This window comes from Streptomyces sp. PKU-EA00015, assembly GCF_013387495.1.
Classification (GTDB): Bacteria; Actinomycetota; Actinomycetes; order Streptomycetales; family Streptomycetaceae; genus Streptomyces.
On the sequence record NZ_JABZEE010000004.1, the window covers coordinates 1 to 12637 of the forward strand.

The following is a 12637-nucleotide window of genomic DNA, read 5'->3' on the forward strand; positions in this document are numbered from 1 at the left end:
CGACAACGTCAACTCCATGGCGAACAACCTCACCAACCAGGTGCGCAACATCGCCCAGGTCACCACGGCCGTCGCCCGCGGCGACCTCACCCGCAAGATCGACGTCGACGCGCGCGGCGAGATCCTGGAGCTGAAGACCACCATCAACACGATGGTCGATCAGCTGTCCTCGTTCGCGGCGGAGGTCACCCGCGTGGCCCGCGAGGTCGGCAGCGAAGGCCGGCTCGGCGGCCAGGCGGAGGTGGAGGGCGTCTCCGGCACCTGGAAACGGCTCACCCAGAACGTCAACGAACTCGCCGGCAACCTGACCCGTCAGGTACGCGCCATCGCCGAGGTCACCAGCGCCGTCGCCGAGGGCGACCTCACCCGCTCCATCACCGTCGAGGCCCCGGGCGAGGTCGGCGACCTCAAGGACAACATCAACGCGATGGTGGAGTCCCTGCGCGCCACCATCCGCGCCAACGAGGAGCAGGACTGGCTCAAGAGCAACCTCGCCAGGATGTCCGGCCTGATGCAGGGCACCCGCAACCTCTACGTCGTCGCCGAACGCATCATGGAGGAGGTCCCGCCGCTGGTCCGCGCCCAGTACGGCGGATTCTTCCTGGCCGAGGAGGGGGCCGACGGGCCCGAGCTCGTCATGATCGCCTCGTACGGCTCTCCCGAGGGCCCCGGGGAGCAGCCGCGCCGCTTCCGCTTCGGCCAGTCCCTCGTCGGCCAGGCCGCGCGCAGCCGCCGCCCCGTCGAGGTGCACGACCTGCCGCCCGGCTACGCCACCGTCACGACCGGCACCGGAAGCGCCGACCCGAGCCATCTGCTCGTGCTGCCCGTCGTCCTCGAGGAGCAGGTGCTCGCGGTCATCGAACTCGCCGCCGTCCGCCCGCTCACCGTCGTCCACCGCCACTTCCTCGACCAGTTCATCGAGACCGTCGGCGTCAATGTCAGCACCCTCCTCGCCAACAGCCGCACCGACGAACTCCTGGAGCAGTCGCAGCGGCTCACCGCCGAACTCAGCACCCGTTCCAGGGAACTGACGGCACGCCAGGAGGAGCTCCAGCGTTCCAACGCCGAGCTCAAGGAGAAGGCGGCTCTGCTGGCCGACCGCAACCGCGACATCGAGCGCAAGAACCTGGAGATCGAGCAGGCCCGACAGGAACTGGAGGCGCGAGCCCAGCAGTTGTCGCGGACGTCGATGTACAAGTCCGAGTTCCTCGCCAACATGAGCCACGAACTGCGCACCCCGCTCAACAGCCTGCTCATCCTGGCCCAGCTCCTCGCGCAGAACGTCGAAGGCAACCTGACCGAGAAGCAGGTCGACTACGCGCAGGTCATCCACTCGGCCGGCTCCGACCTGCTCCAGCTCATCAACGACATCCTGGACCTGTCGAAGGTCGAGGCGGGCAAGATGCCCGTCCACCCGGCCCCGTTCGCCCTCTCCGACCTCATGGAGTACGTCGAGGCCACGTTCCGTCCCGTCGCCGGCGAGCACGACCTCGCCTTCGAGGTGATCGCGGAGCCCGGCACCCCCGACCGCCTGACCACCGACGAGTCGCGGCTGCGCCAGGTACTGCGCAACCTGCTGTCCAACGCCCTGAAGTTCACCGAGCGGGGCCGGGTCGAACTGCGCGTCGCGAACGTCCCCGACGACGAGGTGCCCGCCCCGCTGCGCGGGACCGGAGCCGTCGTCGCCTTCCACGTCCGCGACACCGGCATCGGCATCCCCGCCGACCGGCTGGAGAGCATGTTCGGCGCCTTCCAGCAGGGCGACGGCACCACCTCACGCCACTACGGCGGCACCGGCCTCGGCCTGTCCATCAGCCGGGAGGTCGCCAGTCTGCTGGGCGGTGTGATCGAGGTGGACAGCAGCCCCGGACGCGGCAGCTGCTTCACCCTCTTCCTGCCGGTCCACGGGCGCGGCGGCGTCCTTGACGCGTCGGAGACCGGCATCGCTGCGCAGGAGACGGACGAGCCCGCCCGGGACACGTCCGCCACCGGCCACACCGTCCTCGTCGTGGACGACGACAGACGCAATGTGTTCGCCCTCACCGAGATCCTCGAGAGCGAGGGCATCAGCGTGCTGGCGGCCGACAACGGCAGGGACGGCATCGAACTGCTGCGGACGCACGACGAGATCGGGCTCGTCATGATGGACGTGATGATGGCCGGCATGGACGGATACGCGACCATGGCCGCCATGCGGGACCTCCCGCGTGCCGGGCACGTGCCGGTCATCGTCGTCACCGCCAAGGCCATGCCGGGCGACCGGGCCGACGCCCTCGCCGCCGGCGCCGACGACTACGTGGCCAAGCCCGTGGACGCCCTGCGGCTGCTGGCGAAGATCCGGGGCCTGTTGGGAGAGACACACAGCCCCTGACCGCCGGGCGGCGCGACGGACCGATCCTGTGCGGGGCGCCCACGTGTACGCGCAGGAGCCGCGGACAGGAGCGGGAGGCGGTGCCCGAGCGGCGCCACGGTCCGCCCGGTGTCAGGAGGGACGGATGGCGATCAGGCTGGTGTCGTCGTCCGTGTCGCCGGTGGCCTCGCGGAGGAGCCGGTCCACCTGCTCCTCGACGGAGCACGGACCGAGCTCCTCCGCGGTCAGGCGCAGGGCGTCCAGCCCCTTGTCCAGGCCGTCGTGGCGCCGCTCGATGAGACCGTCCGTGAACAGCAGCAACGTGTCACCGGGGACCAGGCGGGTCGTCCTCTCGCCGTACGAGGTCGTCGGCAGGGCGCCCAGCAGGATGTCGTGCGGCGGCTCCAGCAGCCGGGCCCTGCCCTCGCGGACCAGCAGGAGGGGCAGATGGCCTGCGCTCGCCCAGTGCAGGACGCGGTCCGACGGGTCGTACAGCGCGCACACGGCCGTGGCCGTGGGGTGCCCCGGCGCGTGCAGCGTCACCTCGTTGAGCCAGTCCATGAGCCGGCCGGGCGGATGCCCCGTGAAGGCAAGCCCCCGCAGGGCGTTGCGCAGGGCCACCATTCCCGTGGCCGAGTCGATCCCGTGTCCGGCGACGTCCCCGACCGCCACCAGCACCTGCCCGTCCGGCAGCGGCAGGATGTCGTACCAGTCACCGCCGACCCGGTACTCGGCCGCCGCAGGCCGGTAGCGGGCCGCCGCGCTCAGCCCCGGCAGCAGGGCCGGCGGCGGGATCTCCGGCACGATGGCCTGCTGCAGCTGGAGAACCAGCCGGTGCCGCAGAACGGCCTGCGCGCGCACCGCGTTGAGCTGGTCGAACGTCGCGGTGAGCGCGACCTCCGTGTGGTACTCGGCGGAGATGTCCTGGTAGACGCCGGTGATCCCGGTGAGCGTGGACTCGCGCAGCAGCGGCTCGGCGGCGATCCGCACATGACGGGGACCGCCGTCCTGCCGTACCACCCGGACCACGGCCGACGCGCCCTTGCGGCGCTCCATCACATCGGTGAGCAGCTCCGCGAGATCGTCCGTGTCCTCGGGATGCACGCGGGAACGCAGTTCGGGAAGGGGGACCGGCACCGCGTCCCGGGGCATGCCGAAGATCGCGTACGTCTGCTCGGTCCACGTCGTCCGGCCCGTCGTCAGGTCGTCCTCGAAGAGCGCGAGGCCCTGCAGACGCCCCACCGCGCGGCCGACCGCCGTGCGGCGGTCGCTCGCCGTGTGCCACAGGACGACGGCGCGGTCCCTGCCCGCCGGAAGGACCCGCACGTCCAGGAGCGGAGCCGGGGACTCGTCGCCGTGGTGCTCGGCGGGCAGCCGTGCCGCCCGCTGGAGGAAGCCCGCGTACTGTGCGCGCCGGGCCATCGCCGACAGGTCCCTGTGCACCAGGGGGAACGCCACCTCGATCGGGCGGCCCGCCACCCGGTGGGCCCCGCCGAGGGCCTCGGCCGCCTGCGCGTTCACGTGCTCGACCGTCAGGGCATAGTCGCCCGGGTCGCGGTGCAGCGTCATCGCGGGGCCGACCAGACAGTCCAGCAGGTCGTCGAGCGCGGGCAGTTCGGCGAGCGGCTCGGCCGCCGCCCCCAGCAGCCGGCCCGCGACCTCGACGAGCGCCGGCAGCGCGACACGCACCTGCTCGTCCAGCTCGGTGCTGTCCGGCCAGACGGCCAGGGCAAGACCCACCGCGGAGCCGCGCACGCGCAGCGGGACGACCGCCCGTGCGGCCCGCGCGAAGGGGCCGGGCAGCACGTCCCCGTCCGCAGGGCCGGACGGCAGCCAGACCGGCTCGCCCTCGGTGAGCGCCCTGCGCAGGGGCAACGGCGCGGCGGGCGGGATCCACCGCCACTGAGACGCCTCCAGGGCGCCGGCCCCCGCATGCCCCATGAGCTCCAAGCAGCCGGACTCCGTCTGCCGCCACAACCACAGCGCCTCCACCCCGAGCGGACGCAGGCCGCCCTCCAGCAGCGTGGCGGCACCCCTGGAGACGGACTCCTCGGCCTCCGCCGCGGCCGTGACCTGACGCAGCCGGCGGGCGTCGGTCCACAGGGTGCTTCCCTGCTCGCGGTCAGGGGCAGGAGGCGCGGAGACGGTGAGGGACCCGGCCACGCCGTTGACGATGTCGGCGGCGATGTCCTCCGGGCTCGACGCGGCGGCCCGCGCCAGCCGCGCCAGATGTTCCGCCGCCTCGGACGGCGAGGTCTGCAGCTGTGCGGCGAGGATGCCGGTGGCCACGTCGGTCAGATGCCGTCGGGTGATGTCGTCCCGCAGCGCGGCGTTCTCCGCGGTGAGCCGCTGGAGGACCGCCGGCGTGTGGTTCTGCCCGCCGCCGCCTTCGAAGGGCCCGTGCGCAGGCATGTGTCTCGACCACTCCCTCTCGGGCAGCGCGGGCGACCGGGAACGATCGCCGCCCCGCTGTGGAGTTTACGCGCGGCGGGGAGCGGCGGCACATGTGCGCATCGGCGGGTGTCCGGCGTGGCCCTGATCCGCCGGACACGCCCCGCAAGGACCGCCGGCGCCGGATTGTCGGCGGCGGGCGCGGGTACCCGCAGTACCCGATCGCCGCAGCGCTCGGCAGCGCGATTGCGGCACCGTCCGGTGCGACGCACGGTGGACGGGTCGGATCCGTCCCGGTCGAAGGAGTAGACATGCCCCGCGGTTCCAGCCCCAAGAGGGAACGGCAGTACGAGCACATCAAGGAGAGCGCCGAGCAGCGCGGCGAGAGCGACAAGCGCGCCAAGGAGATCGCGGCGCGGACGGTCAACAAGGAACGGGCCCGCTCGGGCGAGTCCCGTACGGCGAGCAAGACGTCCAAGCAGGACATGTCCTCTTCGAGCCGCGGCGGGAAGCGTTCGGGGAAGGGCTCCGAGGGTCCCACGTACGACCAGCTGTACGCGGAGGCGCAGCGTCGCAACGTGCACGGCCGCTCCTCCATGAACAAGGCCGAACTGAAGCGTTCCCTCGGCAAGTGACGGCCTTTCGGTCCGGTCCCTGCCAGCGGTCCGGCCGGCCGGGCGCACCCTCGTCACCCGGTCGGCCGAACCATGTTCCGGAGCCGTCGGTGACCGCGCGCCGTTCAGCTCTTCGCCGCCGCCTCGCCGGCCCCCGCCGCCACCGCATCGGCGACCTCCGTGTCCACCGCGGCCCGGACGAGCGCCGCCGCGAGATGGACCGGGTCGTTGTTCGGCGCGGACTTCAGGCCGCGGGCGGACTTCAGAAGGGTCTGCGCGTCGGCGGGCAGGCCCAGCCTGCGGGCACCGTCCAGGGCCTTGTCGTCCAGCAGCGGACCCGCCTCCGGCCACACGCCCTGCACCTCGCGCAGGAAGATCTCGACCCCGGCCGGTCCGAGACCGGGCACCTCCCGCAACAGCTTCCGCAGCTCCCCGGCGTCCCTGCCGGCCGCCTCGCGCATGCGGCGCAGGTCTCCGCCGTACTTGTCGAGCACCAGCTCAGCCGCCTTGCCCAGCTGCGTCGCCGTGCTCTCGTCGTAACGCCGGTAGCCGCCCCTGCCGAGGGCGTCGACCCTGTCCTGCCAGGACGCGTCGGCCATGGCGCGTGCGCTGCGCATGCCCGCACCGCTGAGCTCCCGCGCGGAGGCGACCGCGGCCGAGCTGCGGATGCGGGCGCTCAGCAGACAGGTGAGCACGAGCAGCCGGTACAGCGGCTGCGGGGTGTCCCGCAGCCGGATGCCCGCCTCCTCGGCGTAGGTGCTGCCGTGCTCGTCGAGCAGCGCCCGCAGGACCTCGCGCTGCTTCGCGGGGGACGCGGTCCGCGCGGTCATGTCCGCTCACCGTTCCCGTACGGCCGGTGCAGCGGCGCGTCGCGCCGGCCGCCGACGGACTCGTCCGTCCAGGCCGTGTCGACCTGCAGGCTCCCCCGCGGTCCGGGACGCTCGGGGAGAGGGGTGGGAATCGCCGGCTCCATGGTCTTCCTCCCTCGGAGGCCGGATATCGCGTCACGAGCGGGTACCCGCTGGGTGGGCGGCGACACGCCGTCCCGCGCCGAGGCGGCGCGGGACACAGCGACGAACGGAAGGGACGGTCGGCCGTGAACGAGACCGAGCGCCAGGGCATCGACCCGGCACGCCTGGACGAGCAGGATCTGCTGCGCGAGCTGGAGAGCATCCACCGCAGCCGTCACGACACGCTGCTGTACGGGTCGGCGGCCGCGTTCACGGCGCACGACGCGCGCATGAAGGAGCTGGAGGCCGAGTACCTGCGCCGCCACCCCGAGCGCCCGGTCGCCCCGGGCCGCACGCGCGAGGGCGCCCGCGCCCGCGGGCACAGCTGACCGAGGGCAGGGCCTCGCGGCACCGGGGCCGGCGCCCGGCCCCGGTGCCGCATCGATCAGCGGCCGGCGGCGACGCCGGAGCTGCGCGCGAACTCGGCCGTGAACGCCGCGCAGAACGCCTTGAGATCTGCCGGCTTGCGGCTCGTGATCAGAGTGCTCGGCGCCGCCTGGCAGACCTGCACCTGCTCGTCCACCCAGTCGCCGCCCGCGTTGCGGATGTCGGTGCGCAGGCTGGGCCAGGACGTCAGGGTGCGCCCGCGGACGACGTCTGCCTCCACCAGCGTCCACGGGCCGTGGCAGATCGAGGCGACCGGCTTGCCCGCATCGAAGAAGGACTTGATGAAGGCCACCGCCTTCTTGTCCATGCGCAGGGCGTCCGGGTTGGCCAGCCCGCCCGGCAGCACCAGGGCGCCGTAGTCGTCCGCGGACGCCTCGGAGACCACTTGGTCCACCGGGAAGGTGTCCGCCTTGTCGAGATGGTTGAAGGCCTGGACCCGGCCCGGCCGTGTCGAGATCAGCCGGGGCTCGTGGCCCGCGTCCTTCGCCGCCTGCCACGGGTCGGTGAGTTCGATCTGCTCCACGCCCTCGTGGGCCGTCACAAACGCGATCAGCATGATGAACGCTCCTTGCTGTGTCCCCTCGCTGCTTCGCCCCGCCGGGTACCCGGAGCCCCCGGCGCCGACACCATCGCCCTCGGCAGGTTTGGAGCGGACACAGCGGGGGACCCGGCCGTCCGGTCGAGCGGCCGATGGGATGAGGCCGGGTGCGGACGGCGGACCGCACCCGGCTCGCCTCTCGCGCGGGCCTACTGCGGCCGTGCGAACGCTTCGAGCAGGCGTTCCGCCGCCAGCGTCGCGGTCAGCGTGCCCTCCCGGACCCGGCGTTCGACATCCGGCGCGAGTTCCCGTACGGCCGGGTGCCGGTGCAGCCGCTCCGCCAGCGCGTCGCGGACCATGGCCCAGGTCCAGTCGATCTGCTGGTCACGCCGTTTGGCCGCCAGCCGCCCCGTCGACTCCAGCACCGTCCGGTGCTGCTCCAGCCGCTCCCACAGCGTGTCGAGCCCGGTGCCCTCGCGGGCGCTGCACGACAGCACCGGAGGGGTCCACGCGGCGTCGGCCGGATGCATGAGCCGCAAGGCGCCGGCCAGTTCCCGGGCGGCGGACCGGGCGTCGCGCTCGTGCGGGCCGTCCGCCTTGTTCACGGCGATCACATCGGCGAGTTCCAGAACGCCCTTCTTGATGCCCTGGAGCTGGTCCCCGGTCCGGGCGAGGCTCAGCAGCAGGAACGAGTCGACCATGTCCGCCACCGCGGTCTCGGACTGGCCGACACCGACCGTCTCGACCAGTACGACGTCGTACCCGGCGGCCTCCATCACGATGATCGTCTCGCGGGTCGCCTTCGCCACACCGCCGAGCGTGCCCGCGCTGGGGGAGGGCCGCACGAAAGCGGCCGGATCCGTCGCGAGCCGCTCCATCCGGGTCTTGTCGCCCAGGATGGAGCCGCCGGTACGCGTGGACGACGGGTCGACCGCGAGGACGGCGACCCGGTGGCCCAGGCCTGTGAGCATCGACCCGAGCGCGTCGATGAACGTGGACTTGCCGACGCCGGGCACACCGCTGATGCCCACCCGCCGGGCCGCGCCCGCGTACGGCAGCAGCTCGGTGAGCAACTGCTGCGCGAGCACCTTGTGGTCGGCGCGCGTGGACTCGACGAGCGTGACGGCGCGGGCGACGTAGGCCCGCGACCCGCCCCGCACGCCCTTGACGTAGGCGTCGATGTCGATCTTCGGCGGCATGGGCCTACAACTCGTGGCCGAGGGAGCCCGCGAGCGTGTGCACCAGGTCCCTCGCCGCGTCCGGGATCACCGTCCCCGGCGGGAAGACCGCCGCGGCGCCCGCGTCGTGAAGTGCCTGGACGTCCTGGGGCGGGATCACACCACCGACGACGATCATGATGTCCTCGCGGCCCTCGGCCGCCAGCTCCTCGCGGAGCGCGGGCACCAGCGTCAGATGCCCCGCGGCCAGCGACGAGACGCCCACGATGTGCACGTCCGCCTCGACCGCCTGCCGGGCCACCTCGGCCGGCGTCTGGAACAGCGGGCCGACGTCCACGTCGAAACCGAGGTCGGCGAAGGCGGTCGCGATCACCTTCTGGCCGCGGTCGTGACCGTCCTGCCCCATCTTGGCGACCAGGATGCGCGGCCTGCGGCCCTCGGCCTCCTCGAACGCGTCCACCAGGGCACGGGTGCGGTCCACCGCGGGTGACATGCCTGCCTCGTTCCGGTACACGCCCGAGATCGTACGGATCTGGCCCGAGTGCCGGCCGTAGACCTTCTCCAGGGCGTCGGAGATCTCCCCGACGCTCGCCCTGGCGCGCGCCGCGTCCACGGCCAGCGCCAGCAGATTGCCCTCCAGGCCTCCGCCCTGCGCGGGCCCGGCCTCCGCGGCCGCCGTCAGCGCGCGCAGCGCGTCCTGGCAGGCCGCCTCGTCACGCTCGGCGCGCAGCCGGCGCAGCTTCTCCACCTGCTGCGCCCGCACCTGGGAGTTCTCGACCTTGAGGACGTCGATCTGCTCGTCGGACTCCACCCGGTACTTGTTGACGCCGATCACCGGCTGGCGGCCGGAGTCGATCCGGGCCTGGGTGCGCGCCGCCGCTTCCTCCACCCGCAGCTTGGGGATGCCCGCGTCGATGGCCTTCGCCATGCCGCCCGCCGCCTCGACCTCCTCGATGTGCTGCCAGGCCCGGCGCGCCAGATCATGGGTGAGCTTCTCCACGTACGCGCTGCCGCCCCACGGGTCGATGACCCGGCAGGTGCCCGACTCCTGCTGGAGCAGGAGCTGGGTGTTGCGGGCGATGCGGGCGGAGAAGTCGGTCGGCAGGGCCAGCGCCTCGTCCAGGGCGTTGGTGTGGAGCGACTGCGTGTGCCCCTGCGTGGCGGCCATCGCCTCGACGCAAGTGCGCGTGACGTTGTTGAACACGTCCTGAGCGGTGAGCGACCAGCCCGACGTCTGCGAATGCGTACGCAGCGAGAGCGACTTGGGGCTCTTCGGGTCGAACTTCTTCACCAGCTTCGCCCACAGCAGGCGCGCCGCGCGCAGCTTGGCGACCTCCATGAAGAAGTTCATGCCGATCGCCCAGAAGAACGAGAGCCGCGGCGCGAACGAGTCCACGTCCAGTCCCGCCGCGATACCGGCCCGCAGGTACTCCAGGCCGTCGGCCAGCGTGTACGCGAGCTCCAGGTCGGCCGTCGCCCCGGCCTCCTGGATGTGGTAGCCGGAGATGGAGATCGAGTTGTAGCGGGGCATCTTCTGCGAGGTGTACGCGAAGATGTCCGAGATGATCCGCATCGAGGGAGCCGGCGGGTAGATGTAGGTGTTGCGGACCATGAACTCCTTGAGGATGTCGTTCTGGATGGTCCCGGCCAGCTTCTCGGGCGGTACGCCCTGCTCCTCGGCGGCCACGATGTACAGCGCCAGCACGGGCAGCACCGCGCCGTTCATCGTCATCGACACGCTCATGCGGTCCAGCGGGATGCCGTCGAACAGCTGCCGCATGTCGAGGATCGAGTCGATCGCCACACCCGCCATGCCGACGTCGCCGGTCACCCGCGGGTGGTCGCTGTCGTAACCGCGGTGCGTCGGCAGGTCGAAGGCCACCGACAGGCCCTTCTGCCCGGCGGCCAGATTGCGCCGGTAGAAGGCGTTCGACTCCTCGGCCGTGGAGAAACCGGCGTACTGACGGATCGTCCAGGGCTGGTTGACGTACATCGTCGGGTACGGACCGCGCAGGAACGGAGCGATGCCCGGATACGTGCCGAGGAAGTCGACACCCTCCAGATCGCCGTCCGTGTACAGCGGCTTGACCGCAATGCCCTCCGGCGTCTCCCACACCAGCTCGTCCGCGTCCTTGCCGGTGGCCGCCTCGACGGCCGCACGCCACCGGTCCGCACCGGCCGTGCCCACGGCGGACCCCAGCTCGATCCCCGCGAAATCCGGGATTCCCATCACGCCACTCCGATCCGGTCGAGCACCGAGGTCAGGACGGCGACCGCGTCACCGCCCGCGACGACGAACTCGTCGACCCCGGCCTTCTCGTACATCTCACGCTGCTCACCGGGGCGGCCGGCGAGGAACACCCGCCGCGCGCCCGCCGACTTGAGGGCCTCGGCGACCGGCCCGGCCTGCTCCGCGTACCCGGCGTCGCTGGAGCAGAGGCACGCCACCTGCGCACCGCTGTTGGTGAACGCCGACGCGGCCGACCCCGCATCGACGCTCACCGGCTCGTGGACCGGCTCGATGCCGCCGGCCTGGAACAGGTTGGCGGCGAACGCCGCCCGCGCGGTGTGCGCGGAAGCCGGCCCGAGGGCCGCGAGGAACACCTTCGGCCGCGCGCCCGTGGCCGCCAGGTGCGCGTCCGAACGGGCCCGCAGTGCCTCGAACGCCTCGTCGCGGCGCACCACCGGCAGGCCGCCCGACGGCCGCGCCGGAGCGGCGTCGCGCTCCACCGGCGCCTCGGCGAGCAGCGGGAACTCGCTGACCCCGGTGACCGGTTCGCGGCGCGTGGCGAGCCGGCGGCTGCGGCTCTCCCACGCGGCGCCGATCCGCTCGCCGACCAGGCCGCCGCGGAGTGCGGCCGCCTGGCCGCCGGCACGCTCGATCTCCTGGAACCACGCCCACGCGGCCTGTGCCAGCTCGTCCGTGAGCCGCTCCACGTACCAGGAGCCGCCCGCCGGGTCGATCACCCGGCCCAGGTGCGACTCCTCCAGCAGGATGGTGGAGGTGTTGCGCGCGATCCGGCGTGCGAACGCGTCCGGCAGGCCCAGCGCGTGGTCGAAGGGGAGCACGGTCACCGAGTCGGCGCCGCCCGCACCGGCGGCCAGCGAGGCCACGGTCGTGCGCAGCATGTTCACCCACGGATCGCGGCGCGTCATCATCACCGACGACGTCACCGCGTGCTGGCGCTGCGCCCCGGCGCCGTCGGCACCGCCGCACACCTCGGCGACACGGGACCACAGCCTGCGCGCGGCCCGCAGCTTCGCGATCGTCAGGAACTGGTCGGCGGTGGCCGCGTACCGGAACTCCAGCTGCCCGCAGGCTGCGTCCACGCCCAGCCCCGCGCCCGTCAGCTCACGCAGCCACGCGACACCGGTCGCCAGGGAGCAGCCCAGCTCCTGCGCAGTCGTCGCGCCGGCCTCGTGGTACGGCAGGGCGTCCACGGTCACCGCACGCAGGCCCGGGTACGACGCGTCGCACCGGACGGCGAGAGCGGCGGCCGCGGCCATCCGGGCGTCGAGACCGTCGTACCGGCCGGTGCGGGCGGCGAGACCGAGCGGATCGGCGCCGAGGTTGCCGAGCGCCGCCGCGGGGGCCACGCCGCGCTCCTCGTACAGCCGCAGCAACGCCTCGGCCGCGGCCTCGAAGTCCTCGCCCGCCTCGATGACGACCGGAGCGAGATCGAGGAGCACACCGTCCAGCGCCGCGCCCAGCGCGTCGACCGGCAGCCCGGACGCGCCGACGGTCAGCCACAGCGAGGTGACGCCGTTCTCCAGGTCGGTGAGCACCGCCTCGTTGGCCACCGCCGGGTCGGGCGGGTCGTGGCGCTGGCGCACGTCCCAGCCGGACACCACGCCGCCCTCGGGCCTGCCGCCCCGGGTGAAGGGGGCGAAGCCGGGAAGACCGGAGCCGTCGGCACCGCCGCCCGCCGTGTACAGGGGACGGGTGGTGATCCCGTCCTCGAGGGCCGTGGACAGAGCTTCCTCGGCCGCCGTGCCCTGGGCGTCCTTGCCTGCCTTGCGCAGCACGCCTTCGACCAGGTGCTGCCACTGCTCATGGGTGGCATCCGGGAACTCGGCGGCCAGTGAGAACCCGTCATCGGGGAGGACCGTCATGCTCGGATGTTAGGACAGCGGCGCAAAGGTGCAGCAGGGGAGAAGGCTGTGACCTT

10 protein-coding genes are annotated in these 12637 nt (G+C 72.8%); 3 read left to right on the forward strand and 7 right to left on the reverse strand.

Annotated elements, in window-relative coordinates; genetic code table 11:
• Positions 1 to 2371, forward strand: a 2371-nt coding sequence (locus tag HW130_RS03845; protein ID WP_177147955.1) for an ATP-binding protein, incomplete at its 5' end; no start/stop codon positions are given.
• 111 nt (positions 2372 to 2482) lie between these two features.
• Here the strand turns inward: HW130_RS03845 and HW130_RS03850 are convergent.
• Positions 2483 to 4762, reverse strand: coding sequence for a PP2C family protein-serine/threonine phosphatase (locus HW130_RS03850; protein ID WP_177147956.1), 2280 nt, complete (start codon positions 4760 to 4762; stop codon positions 2483 to 2485).
• Between the two features lie 290 nt (positions 4763 to 5052).
• On the opposite strand from HW130_RS03850, the gene HW130_RS03855 reads away from it, so the two are divergent.
• On the forward strand, positions 5053 to 5376 hold the full coding sequence (locus tag HW130_RS03855; protein ID WP_177147957.1) for a plasmid stabilization protein: 324 nt from the start codon (positions 5053 to 5055) through the stop codon (positions 5374 to 5376).
• A gap of 104 nt (positions 5377 to 5480) precedes the next feature.
• Here the strand turns inward: HW130_RS03855 and HW130_RS03860 are convergent, their stop codons facing one another.
• Together HW130_RS03860 and HW130_RS03865 are read right to left on the reverse strand one after the other, a co-directional pair.
• Positions 5481 to 6185: an endonuclease gene (locus HW130_RS03860; protein ID WP_177147958.1), complete on the reverse strand. Its 705-nt coding sequence runs from the start codon at positions 6183 to 6185 to the stop codon at positions 5481 to 5483.
• On the reverse strand, positions 6182 to 6328 hold the full coding sequence (locus tag HW130_RS03865; RefSeq protein WP_177147959.1) for a hypothetical protein: 147 nt from the start codon (positions 6326 to 6328) through the stop codon (positions 6182 to 6184). The genes HW130_RS03860 and HW130_RS03865 overlap by 4 nt, the downstream gene beginning before the upstream one ends.
• A gap of 123 nt (positions 6329 to 6451) precedes the next feature.
• Between HW130_RS03865 and HW130_RS03870 the strand changes: the two genes are divergently transcribed.
• The gene (locus tag HW130_RS03870; RefSeq protein ID WP_177147960.1) at positions 6452 to 6694 is read left to right on the forward strand and encodes a DUF6158 family protein; all 243 of its coding nucleotides are present in this window, start codon (positions 6452 to 6454) and stop codon (positions 6692 to 6694) included.
• Between the two features lie 56 nt (positions 6695 to 6750).
• Here the strand turns inward: HW130_RS03870 and HW130_RS03875 are convergent, their stop codons facing one another.
• From HW130_RS03875 to HW130_RS03890, 4 genes are all read right to left on the reverse strand, one after another.
• The gene (locus tag HW130_RS03875; RefSeq protein ID WP_177147961.1) at positions 6751 to 7308 is read right to left on the reverse strand and encodes a type 1 glutamine amidotransferase domain-containing protein; all 558 of its coding nucleotides are present in this window, start codon (positions 7306 to 7308) and stop codon (positions 6751 to 6753) included.
• Positions 7309 to 7499: 191 nt separating this feature from the next.
• Positions 7500 to 8489 carry a methylmalonyl Co-A mutase-associated GTPase MeaB gene (meaB, locus tag HW130_RS03880; RefSeq protein WP_177147962.1) on the reverse strand — a complete coding sequence of 330 codons (990 nt, stop codon included), beginning with the start codon at positions 8487 to 8489 and terminating at the stop codon, positions 7500 to 7502.
• 4 nt (positions 8490 to 8493) lie between these two features.
• A complete protein-coding gene (gene scpA / locus HW130_RS03885; protein ID WP_177147963.1) occupies positions 8494 to 10698 on the reverse strand; it encodes a methylmalonyl-CoA mutase in 2205 nt (734 codons plus the stop codon).
• Positions 10698 to 12581, reverse strand: coding sequence for a methylmalonyl-CoA mutase family protein (locus HW130_RS03890; RefSeq protein WP_177147964.1), 1884 nt, complete (start codon positions 12579 to 12581; stop codon positions 10698 to 10700). Before HW130_RS03890 ends, scpA begins: the two co-directional genes overlap by 1 nt.
• Between the last annotated feature and the right edge of the window lie 56 nt (positions 12582 to 12637).